This window comes from Hungatella effluvii, from assembly GCF_003201875.1.
GTDB lineage: Bacteria > Bacillota > Clostridia > Lachnospirales > Lachnospiraceae > Hungatella > Hungatella effluvii.
In genome coordinates, this window is record NZ_QJKD01000006.1 from 221,688 (window position 1) to 245,269 (window position 23,582).

Annotated in this window: 21 protein-coding genes; 2 read left to right on the plus strand and 19 right to left on the minus strand. The window is 51.0% G+C overall.

Going from position 1 to position 23,582, the window contains the following annotated elements; translation table 11 throughout:
- Positions 1 to 217 precede the first annotated feature (217 nt).
- Both DFR60_RS13430 and DFR60_RS30900 read right to left on the minus strand, forming a co-directional pair.
- Positions 218 to 1,054, minus strand: coding sequence for an RNA-guided endonuclease TnpB family protein (locus DFR60_RS13430; protein WP_243005067.1), 837 nt, complete (start codon positions 1,052 to 1,054; stop codon positions 218 to 220).
- Positions 1,051 to 1,326: a helix-turn-helix domain-containing protein gene (locus tag DFR60_RS30900; RefSeq protein WP_243005068.1), complete on the minus strand. Its 276-nt coding sequence runs from the start codon at positions 1,324 to 1,326 to the stop codon at positions 1,051 to 1,053. The genes DFR60_RS13430 and DFR60_RS30900 overlap by 4 nt, the downstream gene beginning before the upstream one ends.
- 173 nt (positions 1,327 to 1,499) lie before the next feature.
- On the opposite strand from DFR60_RS30900, the gene DFR60_RS13435 reads away from it, so the two are divergent.
- Positions 1,500 to 2,399 (plus strand): PfkB family carbohydrate kinase, encoded by a 900-nt coding sequence (locus DFR60_RS13435; protein ID WP_110323458.1) that lies wholly within the window; start codon positions 1,500 to 1,502, stop codon positions 2,397 to 2,399.
- Between the two features lie 122 nt (positions 2,400 to 2,521).
- Here DFR60_RS13435 and ilvA read toward each other — a convergent pair whose 3' ends face one another.
- The 6 genes from ilvA to plsX all read right to left on the minus strand — a co-directional run bounded on the left by ilvA (position 2,522) and on the right by plsX (position 10,332).
- Complete coding sequence (gene ilvA, locus DFR60_RS30670) at positions 2,522 to 3,745, minus strand: threonine ammonia-lyase (protein WP_207659531.1); 1,224 nt, start codon at positions 3,743 to 3,745, stop codon at positions 2,522 to 2,524.
- A 3-nt stretch (positions 3,746 to 3,748) separates the two neighbouring features.
- On the minus strand, positions 3,749 to 4,690 hold the full coding sequence (gene ftsY, locus DFR60_RS30675) for a signal recognition particle-docking protein FtsY (RefSeq protein WP_207659532.1): 942 nt from the start codon (positions 4,688 to 4,690) through the stop codon (positions 3,749 to 3,751).
- 13 nt (positions 4,691 to 4,703) lie between these two features.
- Positions 4,704 to 8,264: a chromosome segregation protein SMC gene (gene smc, locus DFR60_RS13445; RefSeq protein ID WP_110323338.1), complete on the minus strand. Its 3,561-nt coding sequence runs from the start codon at positions 8,262 to 8,264 to the stop codon at positions 4,704 to 4,706.
- Positions 8,265 to 8,283: 19 nt separating this feature from the next.
- The gene (gene rnc, locus DFR60_RS13450; protein WP_002604199.1) at positions 8,284 to 8,988 is read right to left on the minus strand and encodes a ribonuclease III; all 705 of its coding nucleotides are present in this window, start codon (positions 8,986 to 8,988) and stop codon (positions 8,284 to 8,286) included.
- Positions 8,989 to 9,066: 78 nt separating this feature from the next.
- Positions 9,067 to 9,297, minus strand: a complete 231-nt coding sequence (gene acpP, locus DFR60_RS13455) for an acyl carrier protein (RefSeq protein WP_002604200.1) — start codon at positions 9,295 to 9,297, stop codon at positions 9,067 to 9,069.
- 18 nt (positions 9,298 to 9,315) lie between these two features.
- Positions 9,316 to 10,332 (minus strand): phosphate acyltransferase PlsX, encoded by a 1,017-nt coding sequence (gene plsX / locus DFR60_RS13460; protein ID WP_110323339.1) that lies wholly within the window; start codon positions 10,330 to 10,332, stop codon positions 9,316 to 9,318.
- Positions 10,333 to 10,746: 414 nt separating this feature from the next.
- On the opposite strand from plsX, the gene DFR60_RS13470 reads away from it, so the two are divergent.
- Positions 10,747 to 11,214: a DUF4318 domain-containing protein gene (locus tag DFR60_RS13470; protein ID WP_110323340.1), complete on the plus strand. Its 468-nt coding sequence runs from the start codon at positions 10,747 to 10,749 to the stop codon at positions 11,212 to 11,214.
- A gap of 5 nt (positions 11,215 to 11,219) precedes the next feature.
- Here DFR60_RS13470 and DFR60_RS13475 read toward each other — a convergent pair whose 3' ends face one another.
- The 11 genes from DFR60_RS13475 to DFR60_RS13525 form a co-directional block, all read right to left on the minus strand.
- On the minus strand, positions 11,220 to 11,663 hold the full coding sequence (locus DFR60_RS13475; RefSeq protein WP_110323341.1) for a MarR family winged helix-turn-helix transcriptional regulator: 444 nt from the start codon (positions 11,661 to 11,663) through the stop codon (positions 11,220 to 11,222).
- Positions 11,660 to 12,988 carry an alkyl/aryl-sulfatase gene (locus tag DFR60_RS13480; RefSeq protein ID WP_110323342.1) on the minus strand — a complete coding sequence of 443 codons (1,329 nt, stop codon included), beginning with the start codon at positions 12,986 to 12,988 and terminating at the stop codon, positions 11,660 to 11,662. The genes DFR60_RS13475 and DFR60_RS13480 overlap by 4 nt, the downstream gene beginning before the upstream one ends.
- 133 nt (positions 12,989 to 13,121) lie before the next feature.
- Positions 13,122 to 14,426: an MATE family efflux transporter gene (locus DFR60_RS13485; protein ID WP_110323343.1), complete on the minus strand. Its 1,305-nt coding sequence runs from the start codon at positions 14,424 to 14,426 to the stop codon at positions 13,122 to 13,124.
- Positions 14,427 to 14,460: 34 nt separating this feature from the next.
- Positions 14,461 to 15,285, minus strand: coding sequence for a sugar phosphate isomerase/epimerase family protein (locus DFR60_RS13490; protein ID WP_110323344.1), 825 nt, complete (start codon positions 15,283 to 15,285; stop codon positions 14,461 to 14,463).
- Positions 15,282 to 16,871: a glycoside hydrolase family 28 protein gene (locus DFR60_RS13495; protein WP_110323345.1), complete on the minus strand. Its 1,590-nt coding sequence runs from the start codon at positions 16,869 to 16,871 to the stop codon at positions 15,282 to 15,284. Before DFR60_RS13495 ends, DFR60_RS13490 begins: the two co-directional genes overlap by 4 nt.
- 4 nt (positions 16,872 to 16,875) lie before the next feature.
- Positions 16,876 to 17,724, minus strand: a complete 849-nt coding sequence (locus DFR60_RS13500; RefSeq protein ID WP_110323346.1) for a carbohydrate ABC transporter permease — start codon at positions 17,722 to 17,724, stop codon at positions 16,876 to 16,878.
- A 16-nt stretch (positions 17,725 to 17,740) separates the two neighbouring features.
- Entirely contained in the window at positions 17,741 to 18,655 is a 915-nt protein-coding gene (locus tag DFR60_RS13505) for a carbohydrate ABC transporter permease (RefSeq protein WP_110323347.1), read from the minus strand.
- A 13-nt stretch (positions 18,656 to 18,668) separates the two neighbouring features.
- Complete coding sequence (locus tag DFR60_RS13510; protein WP_110323348.1) at positions 18,669 to 19,790, minus strand: glycoside hydrolase family 88/105 protein; 1,122 nt, start codon at positions 19,788 to 19,790, stop codon at positions 18,669 to 18,671.
- A gap of 100 nt (positions 19,791 to 19,890) precedes the next feature.
- Positions 19,891 to 21,255, minus strand: coding sequence for an ABC transporter substrate-binding protein (locus DFR60_RS13515; protein ID WP_110323459.1), 1,365 nt, complete (start codon positions 21,253 to 21,255; stop codon positions 19,891 to 19,893).
- Between the two features lie 24 nt (positions 21,256 to 21,279).
- Positions 21,280 to 22,023: a cupin domain-containing protein gene (locus tag DFR60_RS13520; protein WP_110323349.1), complete on the minus strand. Its 744-nt coding sequence runs from the start codon at positions 22,021 to 22,023 to the stop codon at positions 21,280 to 21,282.
- A 14-nt stretch (positions 22,024 to 22,037) separates the two neighbouring features.
- Positions 22,038 to 23,312 carry an ABC transporter substrate-binding protein gene (locus DFR60_RS13525; RefSeq protein WP_243005069.1) on the minus strand — a complete coding sequence of 425 codons (1,275 nt, stop codon included), beginning with the start codon at positions 23,310 to 23,312 and terminating at the stop codon, positions 22,038 to 22,040.
- Positions 23,313 to 23,582: the final 270 nt, after the last annotated feature.

Genomic DNA, 23,582 nt, shown 5'->3' on the forward strand with positions numbered 1-23,582 from the left:
AGTTCCGCGTATAATAATCTTAAGTTTTTATAACGAAAAAATTAGGATACCGGAGGCGCTTGTCAATTACCCATGTCTAATGCCCGATGAAGTGGGGCAGACCCAGGCACGGGCTTGTAACTCAACTACACGTAGTACGACATGTGATTCATGTCTCCTACCTCAAACGTCGGCTACAATAGGCTGATTGACGGCAGCCCGCCTGCTTCGGTTCTGCCTAACAGGCCTCTGCGAACAGAGTATTACATCCTTTACGGTAGATGTTTATGGCTCCGGTTCGGTCGTCATTACTTCGGTAACCGCATACCGTACAGCAAAATTCATGCCTCTTTCTGTTGCGGTTAGCCTTTGTCGTATTCCCACAGACTGGACAACTCTGGCTGGTATACTTCGGGTCTGCCGCAAGTACTTCTGACTGTGACAGCGCGGCTTTGTATTCCAGCATCTCACGGAACTGATAGAATGCCCAGGAGACCATTACATACCGGGATTTTAAACGGACGTGTTCCGTGGTTGTGCGTATCCCTGTTAAATCCTCTATAATAAAAAGCGTCCCTGCTCCATACTGTGAGATAAGTGCCTTCGTAACCGCGTGATTTACCGCGGTTACGTAACGGGTTTCTTTCTCACGGAGCTTTTTCAGCTTACGCTTTGCTGATTTTGTTCCACATGCTTGCAGGCGCTTCCGCAGGGCAAGGGATTTTGCGCGCTTTTCCTTGACTGCGCGGCCGGAAAAGAACCGGGTGTTCCCTTCATCGTCAAAGGAAACAGCCAAATGGTTCACACCCAGATCAATTCCAACGATATGGTTTAAGATATTCCTGTTCTCAACTTCCAGGGTGACCGGAATATGCAGATAATATTTCCTGTTTTTCCGAATCAACCTGGCAGTGCCAAAGCGTCCGCCGGCACGCAGCCAGTGTTCCATCCCTTTCGGTTCAAAGGGGATATGTAACCTGCCGGAAAGGGTATTTAAGCTGACGTACTGATCCGATATGGAGTAATCCCGGTTCCAGACCAGATCATACTCGAAGTTTCGAAAAGATGCTTTCAAAAGGGGTGTCCATTGCTTTTCATGGATTTATATTTTGCAAGGACGGTCTTAAATACACTCTGTGTCATCTGAGAGCGGAGTCCAAACTGCTGCCTGACCGGGTAGTATAAGGCATGGTTTAATTCGAGATAGCGGATGCCTTCCTGTCCAAAAACGAAGGCGGAGACAAAGTTCAGCACATCCCGGATAACGGACAGTGTCTTATTCAAAATAATCATCTGTTCTGATGTAGGGTATAGTTTGACTTTAGCAGTAATAGTAATAGATTTCATAGATTTTATACCTCATAATAGATTATGGGCTGAGTATATTTTACCACAATCAGAAGTAAAGAGCAAACGAAAGTTCGAAAAATAAAAAACAAAAAGGAGAAGGAGCTTGCGAAAGAGTCAGGAGGGGCACAATTCCTCTCATGTCTAAAGGCACGAGTCTCCATGTGCAGTTTATGAAAAAAATACTGGTTGTCGGTTCCACCTGCGTGGACATCATCCTGAAGCTGGATCATCTTCCCGTAACCGGAGAAGATCTCCATCCAAAAAGTCAGACTATGGCACTTGGGGGCTGTGCCTGCAACGTGGCGCACGTGCTGCTGTACTCCGGCTCACAATTCACCTTCATCTCTCCAGTAGGCGGCGGAATATACGGCAGCTTCGTCAAGGATGCGCTGACTGCTCATGGTTTTCCCATCCCGGTTTATCTCCCCGAAAAAGAAAATGGCTGCTGTTACTGCCTCGTGGAGGCTTCCGGGGAGCGGACGTTTCTCTCTCTGCACGGGGTCGAATACACCTTTCAGAAAGAGTGGATGGAGCCTTACCGCATGGAAGATTACGCCATGGCCTATCTCTGCGGACTGGAGGTGGAAGAACCTACGGGGGAGGCGCTGGTGGAATATTTCGAGAAAGAGCCAGGCCCGCAGCTCTTTTTTGCGCCTGGCCCGCGTGGAATCAGACTTTCCGGAAACCGGTTGAACCGAATCCTCGCACTCTCGCCCGTGCTCCATATCAATGAGCAGGAAGCGCTGGAACTGGGAGGCCGGGACAGTGTGGCAGACTCTGCGGCCGCCCTCTTTCAGATCACGGGAAGTCCGGTAATCGTAACCCTGGGTGAACGCGGCGCTTACTGCCGTGAAAGCGCAGAAGTTTCCTATTTGGTTCCGGGTATCCCTTCACAGGTCGTGGACACGATCGGAGCAGGCGACGCCCATATCGGGGCGGTCCTTGCCAGCCTGCAGAAAGGAAAAAGCCTGTACGATTCCATCGCGGCAGCCAATCGGGTGGCGGCGGCCGTGGTGAGCCAGGAGGGGGCGATCCTTCCAGAGGATTCGTTTTTGTTTAGAGAAGGCTGAAAGAAAAGACCGACTTTTCCATGACGCTAAAAAAAGACATCAGAGCCGCGGTATCGTCATTCCCCGCAGTTCTGATGCCTTTTTATAATCTTCTAATCTGCATAATTCTAATCCGTATAGGTTTAATCCGCGTAAGTTCCTTTGGACTTCACCAGCTTCGGACGGTATCCCGCCTCGGTGAGCGCGGCCATGATGGTGTTCTTGTGGTCGGTGCCGTAAGCCTCCAGTGTGATGCGCAGTTCCACAGCCGAGTTTCGGTTAATGCTGATGAACTGGTTGTGTTCCAGACGGATTACGTTGCCCTGCTCTTTGGCGAGAAGTGTGGAAACCTTGGCCAGCTCGCCTGGCTTATCCGGAAGCAGGACGGATACGGTGAAGACTCTGTCTCTCTGGATCAGGCCGTGCTGTACGATGGAGGCCATGGTGATGACATCCATGTTGCCGCCGCTTAAGATAGAGACGATCTTCTTGTTTTCCACCTTCATATGCTTTAAGGCCGCTACAGTCAGAAGGCCGGAGTTTTCCACGATCATCTTGTGATTCTCTACCATGTCGAGGAAAGAAACGATCAGTTCCGAATCTTCGATGGTGATGATGTCATCCACATTCTCCTGGATGTAGGGGAAAAGCAGATCGCCGGGGCACTGTACCGCCGTGCCGTCCGCGATGGTGTTGACACCGTTTAAGGAGACTACCTTGCCCTGGCGCAGGGATTCCTGCATACAGTTGGCGCCCGCCGGTTCCACACCGATCACCCTGATCTTCGGATTGAGCATCTTCGCCAGTGTGGCAACGCCGGTACAGAGTCCGCCTCCGCCGATGGGAACGAGTATGTAATCCACGGTCGGGAGTTCCTTGATGATCTCCATGGCAATGGTTCCCTGGCCCGTAGCTACATCCAAATCGTTAAACGGATGGATAAAGGTAAGGCCTTTTTCCTCTGCCAGCCGGTAGGCGTAACTGCAGGCTTCATCGAATACATCGCCTTCCAGAACGACTTCTGCTCCGTATCCCTTCGTCCGGTTTACCTTCATGAGAGGCGTTGTCGTCGGCATCACGATGGTCGCGGAGATTCCGGCCAGCTTCGCGGCGTAGGCCACACCCTGAGCGTGATTGCCGGCGGAAGCGGTAATTAAGCCCTTCGCCTTCTCTTCCTCGCTCAAGGTGCTGATCTTATAGTAAGCGCCTCTTACCTTATAAGCGCCTGTATACTGCATGTTTTCCGGCTTGAACCAGACCCTGTTGCCGGTCTGGGAGGAAAAATACTCACTGTACACCAGCTTTGTCTCCTGCGTTACCTTGCTTACAACCTCTGTTGCCTCTTCAAATTTCTCCAATGTCAACATAACTTACGCCTCTTCTTTCTCTTCCACATGGAATAATGCATTCACAAACTCCCCTGCGTTAAATTTCTGCAGATCGTCGATCTTCTCTCCAACCCCCACGTATTTGACTGGAATTCCCAGTTCCGACTGGATTGCCACGGCGATTCCGCCCTTGGCGGTTCCGTCCAGCTTCGTTAAGATGATTCCCGTGATATCCGCCACTTCCATAAACTGTCTGGCCTGTGAAAGCGCATTCTGCCCGGTCGTTCCGTCCAGCACCACCAGCGTTTCCCGGTATGCCTCCGGGAACTCCTTGTCGATGATCCGGTTAATCTTCTTAAGCTCTTCCATCAGATTTTTCTTATTGTGAAGCCGCCCCGCCGTATCGCAGATCAGAATATCCGCATGGCGTGATTTGGCTGCGGCCACGGCATCATAGACGACAGCGGCCGGATCGGAGCCTTCCTGCTGGGCGATGATGTCCACACCCGCCCGGTTGGCCCACTCCGTCAGCTGCTCAATCGCCGCCGCGCGGAAGGTGTCTGCCGCCGCGAGAATCACCTTTTTCCCGTCGTCCTTTAACTGGCCGGCCAGCTTGCCGACGGAGGTGGTCTTTCCCACTCCGTTGACACCGATGATCAGCAGAACGGACTGGCGGTTTTCGTATTCATACGCATTTTCCCCTAAATCCATCTGATCCCGGATGCTTTCCATCAGAAGATCCTTGCATTCGGCCGGGTCCTTTATTCCCTGTTCCTTTACCTTTTTTCTCAAATCCTCCACAATCGACATGGTGGTCTGAATTCCAAGATCTCCCATAATCAAAGTCTCTTCGATCTCCTCATAAAACTCATCATCGATGGCCGAAAAGCCGCTGAAAATGGAATCCATCCCCGATATAATATTGTCCCTTGTCTTTTGCAGTCCTGCTACCAGTTTCCCAAAGAATCCCTTTTTCTCACTCATAGACGGCCTCCTTTTACTTATCTAAATCTTCTTCTATCAGATTTACCGAAACAAGCGTTGAAACGCCTTTCTCCTGCATGGTAATACCGTATAAACGGTCTGCAGCCACCATCGTTCCGTGACGGTGGGTGATAACGATAAACTGTGTATATTTCGTCAGTTTATGTAAATATTTTGCGTATCTGTCCACATTCGAGTCATCTAACGCCGCTTCGATCTCATCCAACAGGCAGAACGGAGACGGTTTTAAGTTCTGAATTGCAAACAGCAGCGCAATGGCTGTCAGGGCCTTCTCTCCACCGGAAAGCTGCATCATGTTCTGCAGTTTTTTGCCCGGCGGCTGGGAGATAATCTGAATGCCCGCTTCCAGGATATCCTCATCTTCCACCAGCTCCAGAGTGCCGCGGCCGCCGCCGAAGAGCTCCTTAAACACCTTGTCGAACTCGGTGCGAATCTCCCTGAATTTCTCCTCAAACTGCCTTCTCATGCCGGTGTCCAGCTCCTCGATGATCTTAAGCAGCGTCTCTTCCGCCGTGACCAGATCGTCGTGCTGGGTCTTCATGAACACATACCGCTCCGATACTTCCTTATAATCCTCGATGGCGTTGACATTGACATTGCCAAGCTTTTTGATCTCTTCTTTCAAGGAGGCGATATGCTTTCGGATCTCCGGCAGAGATTCCTCCTCCCCGCCCTTAAGCTCCAGTGCGGCGGAATAGGTCAGCTCGTACTCATCCCACATGTAGTTTGCTAAAGTTTCCAGGCGCTCCTCCAGCTTCTCCTTCTGACTCTGCAAACGGAATAAATCCTTATCCAGACGGCTCATTCGGTCGGAAAGTTCTTCTCGCTTCTGGAAAAGCTCCTTCTGCTGTCTCGACTTTTCCTCTCTCTCTGCCGTCTTCTCCGCGATCACGGCCTCAAGGCCGGCGGCACGTATAACGGTATTCTCAATCTGTGCCTTTAATCCGGCGATTTCCGCCTGTTTTTCTTCGATAACCAGGTTGGAGTCATCGGTGCCCCCGGAGAGACCGGAAAGCTCTTCCTCCAGGCGGCGGACGTCTTCCCTGACCCGCCGGATATTCTCCAGTTCGAAGTCATCCTTCTGCTTGAGTCCGGACGCCTCCAGCTGGACGGTGGAGAGCGCTTTGGAAGCGTCCTCCCGTTCTGCCTTGGCCGCGTCAAGACGCTCGTGGCAGGAATCCAGACGGCTGTTGATATCCTGATTCTGACTCTCCAGCCGGATGACCTCGCCAGCCAGCTCGTTCCGGCTCTTGCCGATCTCCCGGATCTGATCCTCCAGCTGGCTGTTCTCGCGTTCCAGATCGCCATAGGATTCCCGGATCTCTTCCTTTTTATCCTCGGTCCTGGAAATGCTCATGCGAACCGTATTCTGGCGCAGATAGCTCTCCTGCTTCCTGGATTTCAAAGATTCCAGCTCTTCCCGGCTTTCGGCCAGGAGCGCTTCGTTCATCACCAGATCCTGTTCGATCCGGTCCACATCGGTCAGCGCCTTGGTACAGGCTCCTTCCAGCTCCTCAATCTCGCGCTTTCTGCCCAGCAGGTTGCTGGTGTTCTTAAACGCACCGCCGGTCATGGAACCGCCCGCGCTTAAAAGCTCGCCTTCCAGGGTAACGATCCGCAGAGAATACTGGAATTTCCTGGCCAGTGCAATGGCGTTGTCGATGGTATCCACCACCACGACCCGCCCCAGCAGATACCGGATCAGCCCTTCATACTGGCCGTCTGTCTCCACCAGACTGTTGGCTAGTCCTAAGACACCGGGTTCCTTTAACGCCTTGTCCTGATTAAAGGTGTTTTTGTTGCCGATACTCGTAAGCGGTAAGAAGGTCGCCCTTCCGTACCGGTTTTTCTTCAGATATTCGATCAGCTGCTTTGCCGTCTGCTCGGAATCCGTCACAATGTTCTGGATGCTTCCGCCCAGCGCCGTCTCCACCGCGATCTCATACTTCTTCGGAACGGTGATTAAATCGGCTACAACGCCGTGGATGCCGTGAATGCGGTCTCTGACCTCCATGACGCGGCGGATGCTTCCGCCGTAGCCCTCATACCGTTCCGCTATATTCTTCAGTGATTCCAGCTTCGTATAGCTGGTGTGGTATTCCTGCTGCCTGTCGTTTAAATTCTTGTTCAGACGGCGGACCTCGTGTTCCAGCTCCTCCGTCCTCGTCTCAGCCGCCGCCTGGGCGTCTCCAAGACTGGCGATCTCTGCCTCGATCTCTTCCAGCTGACGGTTTAATTCATCTAACTGGCCATCCTGCTCCGATTCGTCGCTTTTGTACTTTAAAAGCTTCTGACACACCTCGGAACGCCGGACATTTACCTGTTCCAGCATGGTTTCATACCGCTGCTGTCTGGCGTTAATGGATGCCTTCTCGTTTAAGGTGTCGATGATGCTGCCCTTGCCGGATTCAATCTCTTCTTCCAGCGCCCGGATCTCCTCATCCTTCTCCTTAAGCGCCTCTTCGGCCGCGGCCAGACGCTCTAAGGATTCCTTAACCTGGGCGGCAATGCCGCTTCGTTCTTCTTCATAGGCGGAGACCTTCGTCTTCTTATCCGCGATTTCCCCATGGATCGCTGTCATTCGCTTCCCAATGTGTTCCGCGTTCATCTTTTCCGTGTTGATCTGCTCATTCAGCACGCCTACACGGCCTTCGAGGGTGCCCTTTTCCATGTTGGTCTCGCCAAGAGCCGTTCTGGCCTCGCCTGCGGCTGCCTCCAGCCCGGATAAAAGGGCGTCCAGGGTCTCATATTCCACACGGATATGTTCAGAAGCCTGCCTCGTATCTTCCAAATCCTTCGATACGATGGCTGCTTTTTCCTCCGTCTCCTTTAACTGGCTGCGCGTTCCGGCGGTTTCCAGCAGGAACTGGTTCACATCGTATTTCTTTAAGTCTTCCTTTAAACGCAGATACTCCTTCGCAGCCTCGGACTGTTTTGCCAGAGGGCCGACCTGTTTCTCCAGCTCCGTTAGAATATCGGTTACACGGACCAGATTCTGTTTCTCATCCTCCAGCTTCTTCTGGGCGATGGCTTTTCTCCGCTTGAATTTTACGATTCCGGCCGCCTCGTCGAAGAGCTCCCGCCGTTCCTCCGGTTTACCGCTTAATATCTTGTCGATCTGGCCCTGTCCAATGATGGAGTAGCCTTCCTTGCCGATACCGGTATCGTAGAACAACTCGTTGATATCCTTCAGACGGCAGGTGCTGCCGTTGATCATATACTCGCTTTCACCGGAACGGTAGACACGTCTCGTGACCGTCACCTGATCGTAATCGATGGCCAGCTGGTGGTCGGAGTTGTCCAGGGTGATGGCTACGCTGGCAAAGCCCTGAGGCTTCCTTGTCTCCGTGCCGGAGAAGATGACGTCCTGCATGCTGGAGCTTCGAAGCTGTTTGACCTTCTGCTCTCCCAGCACCCAGCGAACCGCGTCGGCGACATTGCTCTTTCCGCTGCCGTTAGGTCCCACGATGCCGGTAATTCCGTTATGAAATTCGAACACGATCTTATTGGCAAATGATTTAAAGCCCTGTATCTCAATGCTTTTTAAATACATACTTTATGTTGGCAGGCGTCTATGCCTGCCTTTCCTTTTCCATTTTCTTAAGCTTTAAAATTCCGTGATAGGCGGCTACTGCTTCCGCAGCCTTTTTCGTCCTTCCGGTCCCCCGCCCGATCTCTTCTTCTCCAATGAGAGCCCGTGACTCAAAGATCTTATTGTGATCGGGTCCTTCTTCCCGCAGCAGTTCATAGGCAAGCGGTTTTTCCGTCTGACTCTGTACGATCTCCTGCAAGATAGTCTTGCTATCAAAAAAGAGCTGTTTATGCTCGATGTCGTTCATGATAAATCGAAGGATAAACTCTTTTGCATTAGCAAAACCACCGTCCAGATATATGGCGCCGATAAGCGCTTCCATGGCGTCCGATACGACTGAAGCCCTTCCGCGTCCGCCGGTCGCCTCTTCTCCCTTTCCCAGCAGTAAGTAATTTCCTAATTCAATGTCCTCGGCGCAGTAGGCGAGCGTCGGTTCGCATACGATGCTGGCGCGGATCTTCGTCAAATCCCCTTCCGGCTTATCCGGATATTTGTGATATAAAAAATCGCTGGAAACGACCTCCAGCACGGAATCACCTAAAAATTCCAGCCGCTCATTGCATTCCAGCTTGTTTAAACGGTGTTCGTTGGCGTAGGAGCTGTGGGTCATGGCCCTTGTCAGCAGCTGCCTGTCCGAAAAACGGTAGCCAATCCGCCCTTCCAGCTCATTCAGTTTTTTGTTCATTGCGGTCCTCTTTCCTTTACTATGAAAGAAGGTGTTGCGGACAGGCGGCATAATGCCGCCCTGCAACACCCACATCTATTAATTCAGCGCGTTCTTAATCTGTTCTACCGCATCACCGACTGTAGCGATCTTCTCCGCTACCTCGGACGGTATCTCGATATCGAATTCTTCTTCGATACCCATGATGATCTGGAATACATCCAGGGAATCTGCACCTAAGTCATCTACGAATGTAGAAGCCATGGTTACCTCCTCCGGTTCAACGTTAAGTACCTCTGCGACAATATTCTGTAACTTTTCAAATTCCATCTTTTCCCTTCCTCTCTCCTATTCTTTATTTTCCTGATTTTCAGCAGTCAGGCTCTCTCTTATCTTATCATTAATCCCCTGTTCTTTAAAGGCCATGCATTGAAGAATGGAATTACACACTTCCTTTGCCTTGGAATTCCCGTGGGTTTTCACCACCAGACCGTTCAGACCGAGAAGCGGTGCTCCTCCGTACTGAGACGAATCAAAGGATTTCAGTGTCTCCTTAAGCGCTGGTTTTACAAGCAGTGCTCCAATCTTACTTCTTAAGTTCACCATCATGCCGCTCTTGACCTTACTGATCAGAGTGGCACCTACTCCTTCGTAAAGCTTCAGGATTACGTTGCCTACAAATGCCTCGCATACGATAACATCTGCGCCGCCATGCGGAATCTCCCTCGCCTCAATGCTTCCGATGAAGTTTATGTCCCTGCATTCCTTGAGAAGCGGAAACGTCTCCTTAACAAGTGCGTTTCCTTTCTCTTCCTCTGCCCCGATATTGACGATGGCGACCCGTGGGTTCTTCACCCCCATCACATGTTCCATGTAGATGGAGCCCATGCGTGCAAACTGTACCAGATGGGAAGCCCTGGCGTCGACATTGGCACCGCAGTCAATCAGCAGAGACGCGCCCTTTTCAGTGGGGATTAACGGCGCAAGCGGAGGTCTTTCCACGCCCTTGATTCTTCCGACAATGACCTGACCGCCAACTAATATGGCGCCGGAACTGCCGGCTGAAACGAAGGCATCCGCTTCTTTCTTTTTCACCAGATTCATGCCAACCACAATGGAAGAGTCTTTTTTCTTTCGTATGGCATTCACCGGAGGTTCTTCCGTCTCGATTATCTCTGTTGCAGGAACAATCTGTATCTGTTCCGCCGGAAAGTTATGCTTTTTCAGCTCCTCAGCTACTGCCGGTTCCTGCCCTACCAGGAGAACGGAGATCTCCCTGTTCGCGTTCACCGCCTGCACGGCACCTGCTACCATCTCAGCCGGTGCATAATCGCCGCCCATGGCATCTACAGCTACTTTTATCATCACAATTCCCCTTTCAAGTCTGGCCTAAGATAACCTATTACATAATATACTAAATATTATTCTATAAATCAATATAAAATTTCAAAATCAGAATTCATTCTGAGAAGCTTAATTCCCTGATTTTTATCATACCAGATTTTTCCGCTTAAAAAAACCTTTTTATGAAATAATGTCACTTTTTCAAAACGGCTGCAGATATTCAAACGCTGCCCGAGACTGCCGCTTACCCCTGAAAAACTGCCACTTACCGAAAACTCATGGATATTTTCCGACACTTCCTTTATAATAAACCCATCTGGAACAAATCCCTGATATGAGGATAAAAAACGGAAAGGGAACAAAATAAGAAGAAAAGGGCAGGAGAGGCAGACATGCAGACTCTGATCAGAGTGATTCCGGAAAAGGAACCTGAACATGCGGAATTCTATGTACATTGTAAAGACCAGGCCTGCACGGCTGAACTCCTCGTTCTTTCGCGGTGCAGCCGCGTTGGCCTGGTGCTATATTTTCCTGTTTTGCCTGTTTTTTCTGGCACAGCAAATCCCTCGTTCCATCCAGGTCATGTTTTTGACCAGTACCGTAGTGCTTCTGCTGCTGTGGGAAGCGGAGTACCGATATCTGAAATCTGTTGCTAAAGATTTAAACAGCGGTGCGGCCGGAAGGATTCTCCTCATAGATCTGGAGGAAAAACCGGGTACTCCGGAAGAGTTTTTCACAGTTCTGGAAACCTACTGTCAAAAGAGCTCTATCTCGCTGGAATACGTTAAGAAAGACATTCCGGCCACCGTCAGGCTTGACGGCCGTCTGCATACGGTGGCGCTTACTGAATCCTACATGTATGGCGGCCCCGGATGGTCTTTGGAAATACAGGAGATTCTGTGACACGTTTATTCAGACCTGTCTGTGTTTCCCGTAAAATTTGCATACATTTGTGCTAATGCTCCGCGCAGGACTGCAATCTCATCTTCCTTTATTCCATTGTACTGGAGGTCATAGATTTTTTCGGAAATGCAGCAGAGCGCAGCAGCAAGACGGGCTCCCGCTTCTGTCAATGCGGCCATTGTCACCCGATTGTCCTCCGGTGCCTTCCTGGTCTCCACGTAACCGGCTTTTACAAGCTTCTTTATGAGATGGGTCACGGTCTGAGGCGTCCTGTCAATGTCATGCGCCAGTTCGTTCATGGGCAGAGGCCCATGCTTCATCAATTCCAAAATGATGGCGCCGTGTGAGGGCACGATATCCGTGATGCCGTCCTTCGCCAGCTCTTCGGCAATGAAATGGCGTATCTCTCCATCTATGCGGCTGATCAGTGTAAAGGTATTGTCGATCATGACTTTTCTTCCTGCTTTTTCACCACATCCAGCATGGCGCCGTTCAGCTTAAGGGCCTCGCCTTTTCCCCTCAACTGTCTGGCGCACGCCAGATAATAGTGGCGGGCATTGGCGCTCGTCTGTCTCCGGCCAAGCTCGGTCAGCGCATCGGCCTTGAGACAGGAGGCCGCTTCCATCTCCTGGCCGCAGTCTAACAGGATATCACACAGCTCCGCGGCCCACTGCGCCTCTCCACGCTCCAGGGCGGCCTTTCCCTCAGCCAGCACCTGACCGGCGCCTCCCATCATAGCTGCGGTCTTTTCTGCCCGTTCCTTCGTGTTCATATGCCCCAGCTTCGTTGGATTTCCATCAAACCACCCCAGATAACCGGTATAAATGGACCGGACAGACCACTCCACGGTTCCGTAGTACTCCTGTAAATAGGGAAGTGACGCCAGGTGCTCGGGAAGACGGACGCTGTCAGCCAGTTCATCCGGTGTCCGGCCCTCGTTCATGCCGCGAAGCGTCTCCGTCAGCACGTATTCCAGCGCATCCCGGTAATTTTTAAGCGTTGTCTCCACCTCCACGCTTCCAATCACGGCTCTGGTGTGACCGGGAAGCAGATACTCAGCCCTGTACTCCCTCATTTTATCCAGGGAATCGATCCAGCCGCTGATGTCCCGGTACTGGCCGCCGCGGATGGCGTATAAATTAGGCCAGGATTCATAATAGTTGTCGCCGCAGCATAGAACGCGGTGCTGAGGGAACCAGACAAAGATCTGATCGTCCGTCTCCCCCGGGGCGGCTGCGAGAACGACCTTCGTACCGTCGATTTCAAGCTCCAGCAGTTCCTCCTCGAAGAACTCCCTGCACGGAAGACTGCCCTTTTCTCCGTTGATTTCATTTCTCGGCCCGATTCCCACGCAGATGTTTTCCTCCGGCGTTAAACCGACACCGAACTGCCTCGCCCCGCGCACGCCGCAGATGTCCTTAATCAGACCGGTCCTTCCATACTGGGGATACGTCGGTTTTCTCCCGATAATCCGCGTATCAGGGCCTGCGAATACGGAAGCGCCCGAGGTATGGTCAAAATGAAAATAGTGCGTGTAAATGATCGTCCGGATTGGCTTATCTGTCAGCTTCTCAAACTCTTTCCTGGCTTCCCTGGCCGGTGCAACGCCGTTTAACGTATCCACCAGAATACAGGACTCCTCTCCTATCACAAGTGTGCATGTGCTCCCGCCATATCCCAAAGCAAAATATACACTGTCACAGATCTTCGTAATCCCTTTTGGAAATCCGTTTTCCGCCTGCTTTTTTAACTTTTCCTCGCCCTCATAGATCATGGTCCGGCCTCTCTTTCCCGATTTACTTCGATATCGAATGTTTTTCTTCTATAATACTTCGATATCGAAGTAATGTCAACAAAAAAGCAGGATGTCCCGTTAAAGAAACATCCTGCCTGCCCGCTTCACTTCCTTATTTCACAGGGCCTGCCTTTTTATGAAGGAAAAATACCGCCGCCAGGATGGCGCAGATAAATTCCGAGACGACCGGCGAAAGCCAGATTCCGTTCTCTCCCAGGAGAACGACCATGACGCCAAGAGCCGCAGCCAGGAAGAACAGTCCTCTTCCCGCCGATACGGCAAAGGACTGCCAGGGCCGCTCCATTGCCGTAAAGTAACCGGCCGATACCACATTAAATCCAAGAAACAAAAACGACAGCGAATAGAGGCGCAGCGCCCTCATGGTATAGGCAAACAGTTCGCCATCCCCCCTGTCCAGAAATGCGCCGACAAAAATCTGCGGAAACAGTTCCAGGACAAATACATAGACCACCGACACGATCACCTCCATCAGGAGCGAATACTTTAAGAGCTTCCGGCACTGACCGGGTTCCCTGGCGCCGTAATGGTAGCTGGTAACCGGCTGCATCCCCTGGGCAATCCCTGCCATAGTGTTCAGCACCAGGGTATTGATATAGGAAATGACCGTATAGCTGACGATACCGCTTTCCCCGATCACGCGAAGAATGGTCTGATTGAACAGGAACACCACAAGACCGCCCGAAAGCTCCGTGAATCCATTAGCCAGGCCGAGGGGAATGATTTTTTTATAAACGCCCGGATTCCATTTGAATCTGCGGAAACAGAGTTTCTTCCGAAAACGTGCAAAATATGTAAAGAATATGATTGTGGAGGCGACCTGAGCCAGTCCGGTCGCGAATGCCGCTCCCCAGACGCCCCAGTGAAATACCATGACAAAGACATAATCCAGAATGACATTGGTCAGTCCGCACACCATGACACCGATCGTCGAAACGACAGGCGTTCCATCCGTTTTCACCAGCGCCTCCATATTATAGGACAGGATAAAAAATACGGCAAAGGCCCCGATGGTTCCCACATAGCTCTTTACGTACTCCAGGTTGTCCGGCGAGGCGCCGAGAAACACGGCGAGAGGCTCCAGAAACAGAAACGTGAGTACGGTCACCACAAGGGAGACGATGGTTAAGACGACCAGATTCATGGAGAATAAGCTGCTCGCCTCCTCTTCCTTCTTCTGTCCCAGCGCAATGGAAATCAGCGTGGAGGTCCCCGTCGCCATCAGCAGGCCGATGGAAAAAATGCAGATCACATAGGGCATGGAAAGATTCACCGATGCCAGCGCGCGCTCACCGACTCCCCATGCCACAAACATTCCGTCCACCATGGTATACAGAGCAAATATCCACATGGATACGATAGATGGAATTACGAACTTGAAAAACTTCTTTAACAGCAAGATAAAACCTCCCGGAGGGAACTAACCCTCGTTTTTATAGTGTCTCAAGAATTGCGTTTAAGTAGGAGAGGCTGTTTTTGGCGGCTGTTTCCGTATCCGGATCATTCGTGATTTCCAGTGCCAGCGCGCCGTTGTAACCCACGCGGCTTAAGGCTGCCAGTGTTTCTACAAAATTATAGTGCGCATGTCCCGGATACCAGCGGTTATTATCCGCCACATGGACGTGGCCGATGGCGGCGCCGGCGCTTTCGATGGCTTTCCCGATATCATCTTCCTCAATATTTAAGTGTACCGTATCCAGGTGAAGCTTCAGCCGGTCAGAGCGGACCGCGCGAAGAAGCTCTAATGCCTCTTTGATCGTGGTTCCATAATCGCTCTCGAGCCGGTTCATCACCTCGAAGCCCAAGGTTACGCCGTGAACCTCTGCTTCTTTCGCACAGAGCTTTAAGCTCTCCGTCAGATTTCTTTTAAATGCTTCTCCATCCTGACCGCAGTCGGAAAATCTTCCCGCGATGAGACCAATGATAACTATACCATGAAATGGAGCGGCTGTCACCATGTGCCCGATCAGGCGGCGGATGGCAGCAGCCCGTTTCTCAGGATCCGAGCTGCCGAGACAGATTCCGTCCCTCTCGTAGGCAGAGCCTGTGCCGATGGAGGTGAGGACCACGTGGTTCTCTTCCAAAAGCCGGTATAACTGTTTTCTGTCGATCTGATCCGAGTCGTAAATGTGAAGCTCCACGGCGCGGTACCCCAGCGCAGCCATCTGGGGAATCGTCTCTTCAAACGGTCCCCGAAACAGGATGGGATCATCCCCGCCTGCGGATATACTTGCCGTAGCGGCAATCGTCATGCTCATGTCTGTTCTCCTTCCGTGGTAAAGCCTGAATTTCCGGTTATTTTATCGATGTTCTTCAAAAGCAGCGGTTCCCCATCGCAGCCGCTTATGGAGACGTCGTTTAAAACCAGTTCCTGTACATTGTTGATGTAGAGGCCCATTTTTGCAGTCAACTGGATGTCATCCATCATGGCGGGCTCATCTGGTTCCGGGTTCTCATCGTAATCAATGGTCACATGGTCAAACTCCACGTAATCCACCTTCCTCTCCGGCAGTCCGTATATAAATGCTCCGGCCACGTGGCAGTTATGCGCCTCAATATTTCGGAAAATCATCTGCTTCACCGATGGGGTCCGCTCGTCTGCCGGAAGCGGCGACTTGCATTTCACATAATCCGAATGGCAGTCGGGATCACAGCAGTTGTAGTAGGAATTCAGAACAAAGGGCGTCAGCACATGGTCCATGCGGATATTTTCAAAACAGATATCTTCGACGACGGCGTCTTTTCCTCTTCCCCGTCTCGTCTTGATCCGCAGTCCCCGGTCGGTGTGCAGGAACAGACAGTCTTTCACATGGACGTGTTTCACGCCCGCTGCCATCTCGCTTCCGATGGTCACAGCGCCGTGCCCGTTGTTCATACAGCATTGGCGCACCTCAATGTTCTGTGACGGAACTTTGTATTTATGGCCCATATAATACTTTCCGGACTTAAGGGCAATGCAGTCGTCGCCCAGGGAAAAATAGATTCCGGCGATTTCCAGACCGTTCACTGATTCGGGGTCCATGCCGTCTGTATTCGGGGAATCCCAGGGATTTAAGATGGTCAAATCCAGGAAACGGAGATCATCTGAAAAATAGGGATGGATATTCCAGGAAGGACTGTTCTGCACGGTGACCCCATGAAGCACCACGTGATCGCAGTGGTTCAAAAATACCATACGTGGCCGGAATGCGATGATTTTCGCCCTGTCGTCCTCCCACCAGTCCTGAAAGGTGGCATTCCCATCCAGGGTTCCCTCTCCTGTGATCACCACATTTGAAACATGGATTCCCGTAATCATGCTGGTAAAGATATCGAGGGGATTTCCCTCCCAGGATCCGAGATTGTACTCCGCTGTCTCATCGTAGCTCTGAATCATGCCGGGAAGCACGCCGAACCGCTCCCGTTCTGCATGGCCCAGGAGCACGGCGTTCTTCCCGATATCCAGCGTGAAGTCACTCTTTAAAAACAGGCTGGTTACGAGATACGTTCCCTCCGGGATAAACACTCTCCCGTCTTTCGGACAGGAGGCGATCGCCGCCTGGATGGCCAGTGTGTCGTCATGGATTCCGTCGCCCTCTGCTCCAAAGCGCCGAACGTTCAGCGTGACAAACTCATAGTCGGTACGGACCGAAAACTCCGCATAAATCTCTCCGCCGCACCGCAGGGATACGCGGTACTCCGTGTCGGGCGTAAGGCCCGACACGGTCTGGATGACGCGGCTGCTTGTTAAGACGAACCGGTCATCCAGCCATACTTCATACTCTTTTTCTGTATAGAAGACTCCGAAGTCCTCCCATTCCAGAAGGAACTTCCGGGAAGTCTTAAAAATCACGTTTGCTTTCATTTTCTTACCCCTTTACACCGCCTGCCGCAATGCCGTCCACGAACTGATCCTGTGCCAGGAAGAATACGATCAGAGACGGAAGCAGGGTGATGACTGACAGCGCCAGAACCTTATTCCACTCAAAGCCTGTCTCCGCATCCGTCAAGAGACGGAGCCCCAGGGAAGTCGGATACTTCTTTACACTGTCGATATAAATTAACGGTCCCTGGAAGTCGTTAAACGCCCACATGAACTGGAACAGCGCCACCGAAACGATGGTTGGCTTCACCATGGGCACCACGATGTAGACCAGCCGTTCGAAGGAATTGCAGCCGTCGATCTCTGCCGCTTCCTCCAGCTCCCGCGATACAGACCGCATGAACTGAACCAGCATGAAGATGAAGTACGGCTCGGCTCCGAAGAAGGCCGGAACCACCAGCGGCAGATAGGAATTCGTCCAGCCCCATGTCCGGAATAAGAGGAACTGAGGTATGTTAAGCACTACCTGCGGCAGGAACAGAGTCGCCAGCAGGATGGAGAACCAGAAAGTCTTTCCCGGAAACTCGAAACGGGAAAAGCCGTACGCCGTAACGACGCTGGCCACCACCGCTCCGATCACCTTCGGTATGACAATCTTAAAGGTATTGATCAGATAAAGGCTGTATGGATTGCCTGTCGCGGTCCAACCGTCAATGTAAGCCTGAAACGACGGACTCTTCGGAAGAAAGCTGATGGTTGAATAAATCTCATTGTTGCTCGCCTTAAAAGATGCGCCCACCATCCAGAGCATAGGGTAAAACATGACGAAGCCTACCAGGATCAGAACGGTGTAGCGAACCACGGTACTGACCTGTTCTCTAGTTTTCTTACTCATCTCTATCGTCCCCCCCTTATCTCTCATCATCCGAGTAATACACCCAGTACTTCTGGCTGGCAAAGGAGACCACAGTCAGAGTGCAGATGATGATAAACAGCAGCCACGCCATTGCACTGGCAAGCCCCATCTCATACGTACGGAATGCATTCTGGTAAATTAACAGGGAGATCAGCGTCGTCGATCCCAGCGGTCCGCCCTTCGTGATGATAAATGCGCTGTTGAACTCCTGGAATGCCTCACAGAGCTGTGTGATCAGGTTATAGAAAATAACCGGCGTAATAAGCGGTACTGTAACGGAGAAAAACTGTCTCCATTTGCCGGCTCCGTCGATGGAGGCGGCCTCGTAAAGCTCCTGCGGAACGCCCTTTAACGCGGCGAGAAAGATCACCATGGCGGAACCGAACTGCCATACGCGGAGCAGGCAGATGACGAAGAGCGCGTAGTGCGTGCTTCCGAGGAAATTAATCTTTTCACCGCCAAACATCTGGATAAACTGGTTGATCAAACCGTCTCCCTGGAAAATGAATTTCCACACGACTGCGATCGCCACGGAACCTCCCAGGATGGAAGGAATATAGTAGATGGTCCGGAACATTTTGACGAATTTCAGTTTAAAATTCAAGATATATGCGATGAACAGGGAAAATGCCAGTTTCAGCGGCACCGTAAGAAACGCATATTGAAACGTAACCTTAAATGCCTTTATGTATTTCTTCGTATGAAATATACTTAAGTAGTTGTCGAGACCGACGAATTCCGTTCCCGGTTTAAATAAGCTGTAGTTAGTAAAACTGTAAAACAGGGACATGATAAATGGATAAAACTTAAAAATCATGAATCCGATGATCCACGGCAGGATGTAAAAAAATCCCCTGTATTTGCGGTAAAAATTCTTCCAGTTTCGTGTCTTTACGGGCTGTGCTTCCATACTCTCACTCCTATCATTCCATTTTCATCAGTTCGGCCGTTACCATCATAAGTACCCCCATGGCCTTTACATCATCATCGACTACCGGCTCCGACAAGTAGTAGGTTATGCTTCCATCCCGCTCCGTGCGCGGTCCAAGGCCTGCCACTGCGCATGTGCCGGATAAATGGTATGCACCGTCGTCTGCCTGGTATATTTTCTGTTCCAGAACGGCGTCATAGATTTCTCTTCCCCTTGCGGCATACTTTTCTTCCAGAAGCGCCCCCAGGCGGCAGCCTTTTAAGACCGCATAAGCCACCATGAGTGATCCGGAGGTTTCCAGGTAATTCCCCTCCTGCTCCGGAAGTGCCGGAAGCTGGTAGAAAAGCCGGCTCTCCTGATCCTGATACTTTAAGATTCCATGAACCGCTTCTCTTAAAAGCTCGCCAAACCTGGCTTTCACCTCATAGATCTCCTCGGAGGCCAGCTCGCAGCAGTCAACGAGAGCCATTAGATACCAGCCGATGGAGCGGAGCCAGAAGTTCGGGGAAAGCCCAGTTACGGGATCGGCCCATTTTCTGTCCTTGTACTCGTCGTAAGCGTGGTAATACAGGCCGGCCTTCTCATCGAACAGAAGCTTCCTTGCCTGGTTAAACTGATTCATGATATCGCTGTAATTCTTCCTCTCGTTAAAACGGTTTTCATATTCCATATAAAACGGCTGTCCCATATAAAGGCCGTCCAGCCAGACCTGGAAGGGATAGATCAGCTTATGCCAGAAGTTTCCTGTAGTCAGGCGGGGCTGGTAGATCAGCTGGGTCATCAGGGTATCGCACGCCTTCCGGTACCGCTCCTCTCCCGTCTCATCATAGAGGAAGTAGAAGATTTTCCCCGCGTTGATAAAATCCAGATTGTATTCTTCACGGTGATAGCTCTTTATGGCTCCATCCTCTTCAATATAGGGACTCACCATCTTAACGATAAAATCCAGATATTCATGGTCTCCCGTCAGCTTGTAAAGACGGGAGGCGCCGACAAATAAGCAGCCGTCCTCATAGTTCCATTCATACATGGACTGGCCGTCGATTTCCACCAGATAATCGTCAAGCCCCTCGTAATTTTTCATATATTCTTTGAAAAATGGTATCAGATTCATAAAATGCACCTGCTTTTTATTTTTATTTGAATGAAAAAGGGTACAAAAAGGGAACGCCGCCCTGGCAGCGTCCCTTTTTGTTATATCCTGTCGCTCTTAATTAGTATGGGTTAGCCGCATTGACGTCATTGATGGAATCGATCAGGTACTGGGCCATCTCCGCCGGATCTGCTCCCGCGCTTAAGTTGTCAAATACTTCGTAATAAGCGCCGGTACGTTCCTTTAACGCGGAGTTTTCGAAGTTTGGATCAAAGGTATAGTGACAGAACGCAAGCACCTTCTGGTTGCCTTCCAGGGTCTGTCCGCCTAAGATATCCGCATCCTCCAGGATCTTCTTTGCCGCTGTATTGCACACGGTGCCGCGCTCGGTTCCCATTAATTTTACACCGTTTTCATTGGAAGTAATGTATTCCAGAAGTAAGGCGGCCTCTTCCTTGTGTTCGGAGGTCTCTGTGATGGCGAAGCCCTGGGAAACCTTGCTCATGCCGGCCGGATTGGGCCCCAGATCGGTCGGGTAGTCTCCAAGTACCAGTTCCTGGCCTTCATCTAAGGAATCGGCGATTTCCTGGACGTTGGAATCGTATTCGGTCAGTCCGGCATAGTGGCCATCCATCCACTTCTTGTTGGATAAGAAGTTTTCCGCACCGTCTCCGGCGATCGTGGAGATCTTCGGGAATACGTGGTCTTCTTCCAGAGAATTGATCCATTCCATGCCCTCTGTCACTTCTTCCACTGTGTAATTGACGGATAAATCCTTAATCCACTCTTTTCCGTACTTCTCCTGAAGGTACATTACCATCCAGATCATTCTCTCGTAGCCTTCCTCAGCCAGCGGATAGTAATCATCGCCGAGTTTTTCCTGAAACGCCTTTCCTGCGGCGCGAAGCTCTTCAAATGAGGTGGGAATGGCCACGCCGGCCTTGTCAAAGGTGGTCTTGTTGTACATCGGAAGCTTTCCCGTGATGGAAACCGGTACGCCCTGAAGCTTTCCTCCGACAGTCATGGCTGCCAGGTTGGTCTCCGACCAGTTATCCAGGGAAACAATGTCTTTAAACTGATTTAAATCTGCGAATTTGGAGCCGTCAGATGAAAACTGGTAAAGCCAGTTCCAGTTGACCTGCATCAGATCAGGAGCCGTTCCGCCTGCCAGCTGGGTAGCCACCTTATCGGTCCAGCCATCCCAGGAGGAGTATTCACATTCTACGGTTACCCAGGGATATTCCTGTTCAAATGCCTCGACGGCCGCCATGGTCGCCTTATGTCTCGTCTCCCCGCCCCACCAGGAAAACCGCAGGGTAACAGGTTCTTTTCCGTCCGTCGTGGATGCGCCTCCTGCAACGGTGGCCGCCTCCTGCGATGTCTGTGCCGTAGTCTGTGTCGTCTCTTTCGCGGCATTGCCCCCGCATGCCGTAAGTGATGCTGCCATTGCTGCGGCTAAAACCGCAGCTGTCATTTTTTTCATCATGATCATTCCCTCTCCTTTTATCGGTTACCGCGCTTTTTTTGCTTCCAGCTCGGCTTTTGTCAGCTCAATTTCAAACCAGACGTAGTTTACATTTTCATCCTCTTCGATTTCGATGGCATGCTCAATATCGGTCGGTATAAACGCCCAGTCTCCCTCATGAAGCTCGATTTCCTCATCCGCCGCGCGGTAGATGAACTTCGTTCCCGGCATTCCGTAATACCACTGATATAGGTTATCATGGCTGTGAGGAGCCGCCTTGTTCGGTCCCTTACCGATAATAGCGCCCATGGTCATGCGGGTGAGGAAATGAGTATCCAGAATGGAAAGCGCCTTGATGCCTTCCGGGCGGAAACCCTCGATATATTCGATACAGCCGCTTAACGGACAGAATCTCGGCAGCGCAATGTGCCAGTGATCAAACTGCTCGTAATCCTCCGGAAGCATGACAGAAGTCAGCTGTAAAAATTCCATGTCTGTTGCGGCGTGTAAGATATTCGCTTCTTTGTCCATGTTTGGGATAAACAGAGAAGGTTCTTCGATATTAAATGCCTTTTTCGGTGTGGCCACATAGCCTTCGCCCCTGGTAAAGTAGTAAATCTGTGTCTGATCGCCAAAGGTTTCCAGCGTAACCACGGTACCGGCCGCCACTTTGCATTTGTAGGTATGTACGCCGTCTACCATCCCCGGAAGCATCTCCGCTCTTAAAATTCCGTTTCCTGTTGTCTCAAATTTCATGTCTTCTTTTTTCTGGTAATGAATTACTGACATCTTAAATAACCTCCCTAATTATGTTTCATATAATCTTTCCAGAGAGATTGATAATCCTTTAAAACCTCCTCCCGGCTCAAATCACCGGTCAGATAAAAGCCCCAGAGTTCGGCACTCTTATTTTTCAGTTCCCCGGGAAGGCAGTTTACCACGTCGAGCGCGGTTCTGCCTTCCTTGATGCTTTCCTTTACTTCGGCCGCCAGAGGGGACAGCCCCTCCAGGCTTTCGTCGTTCATGGCCATGACAGGAAGGCAGCCCATCGTATCTCTTAAATACCGGGACGCCTCTGTTGAAGTGGCGAGCCAGTATAAGAACTCCTCGGCTTCTTTCGGATGCCGGCTGCTTTTCACCACAGACAGTGCCTGGACTTCCACGATCAGCTTATTTCTTTCCGCTTCCTCGTAGAGGGGAATCGCTCCGATGGAGATTTCCCGTTCCAGAGCCGGTTTGGACTTTGCCAGAACCGGCGCGAGCCAGCTGCCCTCGTCATTCAGCATTGCGTATTTTTCGATGAAGAAGTAATCTCTTGCGGTCGGGGCTCCGGTAGTTAAGGAATCCCGGTTTCCGAAACGCAGGGTCAGATCAAAATAGTCCGCCAGCGCCTGCCAGTTCTCTTCATACTCCTGCTGACGGTCTTCCTCTAACAGGGATTCCATATACGCGGTGGGATTGTCCTCCGCCATCGCAGGAAGCATGAATAAGTTGTTGGCCATGGTGAGCAGCGTTTCTTTATAGTGGTTCATCATGGGCTTTATGTCCTGCTCCTCCAGATCCAGACATAACTGTTCGAATTCGGATTTCGTTTCAGGAAAACGCTCCCATCCAGCTGCTCTTAAAAGCCTCTGGTTATAGGCGATACCGATCCCCTGAATCTGGAGCGGTACCGAGTAGACCGTTCCCTCCAGACTTCCCATGGTGCGGTACGGCATCGGAAGCTTCTGCAGTACGTTTTGATCTTCCAGCGGAAGCAGATGGTCCTTCCACTCTTCCATGGAACCATCGAAGCCGACGCAGATAATATCCGGAAGCTTCTGAGACGCCAGGCTGACCCGCAGCAAATCGGAATACATACTCCGGTCCACCAGATTCCATTCGATGCCCCCGATCTCCGGGTGCTCCTTTCTGTACAGATCCGACAGTTCCTTCACATATCCGCTCCATTCGGAAGACGGCATGCTCACGGTAAGTACAATTCCTGGTTCTGCGGCTGCTTCTGCCGCTCCGGTTTCTGTGTTTTGACTTTTGCATCCCGCTGCAGCCAGCACAATACCCACTGTTACCAAACCCATTCTAACCCTTCTCTTCATCGTAAAGCACTCCCTCTGATGTGTTGTTGTCACAGTATTTTTTATAGTATACCATGACAGTTTCAGGGGTGGAAACTAAAAATAACCATCACTCCGTTTCCTGGATTTTTCTCTCTTTCTTTGTTGTGCCTTCATTGTAATAGAACCTGGCTTCTTTTTACACTCATGTTTTTGATATGATAGGAGGACTATTTTGACTTCATGGTCTTTCGCAAATTTATTGTTTATGGTAGAATGATGCCAGATAACTGT

Excerpts from the sequence above, each read along its gene's own strand:
- DFR60_RS30900 (WP_243005068.1), bottom strand. The coding sequence starts at position 1,326 with ATGAAATCTATTACTATTACTGCTAAAGTCAAACTATACCCTACATCA.
- DFR60_RS13435 (WP_110323458.1), top strand. The coding sequence starts at position 1,500 with ATGAAAAAAATACTGGTTGTCGGTTCCACCTGCGTGGACATCATCCTG.
- ilvA (WP_207659531.1), bottom strand. The coding sequence starts at position 3,745 with ATGTTGACATTGGAGAAATTTGAAGAGGCAACAGAGGTTGTAAGCAAG.
- ftsY (WP_207659532.1), bottom strand. The coding sequence starts at position 4,690 with ATGAGTGAGAAAAAGGGATTCTTTGGGAAACTGGTAGCAGGACTGCAA.
- smc (WP_110323338.1), bottom strand. The coding sequence starts at position 8,264 with ATGTATTTAAAAAGCATTGAGATACAGGGCTTTAAATCATTTGCCAAT.
- rnc (WP_002604199.1), bottom strand. The coding sequence starts at position 8,988 with ATGAACAAAAAACTGAATGAGCTGGAAGGGCGGATTGGCTACCGTTTT.
- acpP (WP_002604200.1), bottom strand. The coding sequence starts at position 9,297 with ATGGAATTTGAAAAGTTACAGAATATTGTCGCAGAGGTACTTAACGTT.
- plsX (WP_110323339.1), bottom strand. The coding sequence starts at position 10,332 with ATGATAAAAGTAGCTGTAGATGCCATGGGCGGCGATTATGCACCGGCT.
- DFR60_RS13470 (WP_110323340.1), top strand. The coding sequence starts at position 10,747 with ATGCGGAATTCTATGTACATTGTAAAGACCAGGCCTGCACGGCTGAAC.
- DFR60_RS13475 (WP_110323341.1), bottom strand. The coding sequence starts at position 11,663 with ATGATCGACAATACCTTTACACTGATCAGCCGCATAGATGGAGAGATA.
- DFR60_RS13480 (WP_110323342.1), bottom strand. The coding sequence starts at position 12,988 with ATGATCTATGAGGGCGAGGAAAAGTTAAAAAAGCAGGCGGAAAACGGA.
- DFR60_RS13490 (WP_110323344.1), bottom strand. The coding sequence starts at position 15,285 with ATGAGCATGACGATTGCCGCTACGGCAAGTATATCCGCAGGCGGGGAT.
- DFR60_RS13495 (WP_110323345.1), bottom strand. The coding sequence starts at position 16,871 with ATGAAAGCAAACGTGATTTTTAAGACTTCCCGGAAGTTCCTTCTGGAA.
- DFR60_RS13500 (WP_110323346.1), bottom strand. The coding sequence starts at position 17,724 with ATGAGTAAGAAAACTAGAGAACAGGTCAGTACCGTGGTTCGCTACACC.
- DFR60_RS13505 (WP_110323347.1), bottom strand. The coding sequence starts at position 18,655 with ATGGAAGCACAGCCCGTAAAGACACGAAACTGGAAGAATTTTTACCGC.
- DFR60_RS13510 (WP_110323348.1), bottom strand. The coding sequence starts at position 19,790 with ATGAATCTGATACCATTTTTCAAAGAATATATGAAAAATTACGAGGGG.
- DFR60_RS13515 (WP_110323459.1), bottom strand. The coding sequence starts at position 21,255 with ATGATGAAAAAAATGACAGCTGCGGTTTTAGCCGCAGCAATGGCAGCA.
- DFR60_RS13520 (WP_110323349.1), bottom strand. The coding sequence starts at position 22,023 with ATGTCAGTAATTCATTACCAGAAAAAAGAAGACATGAAATTTGAGACA.
- DFR60_RS13525 (WP_243005069.1), bottom strand. The coding sequence starts at position 23,312 with ATGGGTTTGGTAACAGTGGGTATTGTGCTGGCTGCAGCGGGATGCAAA.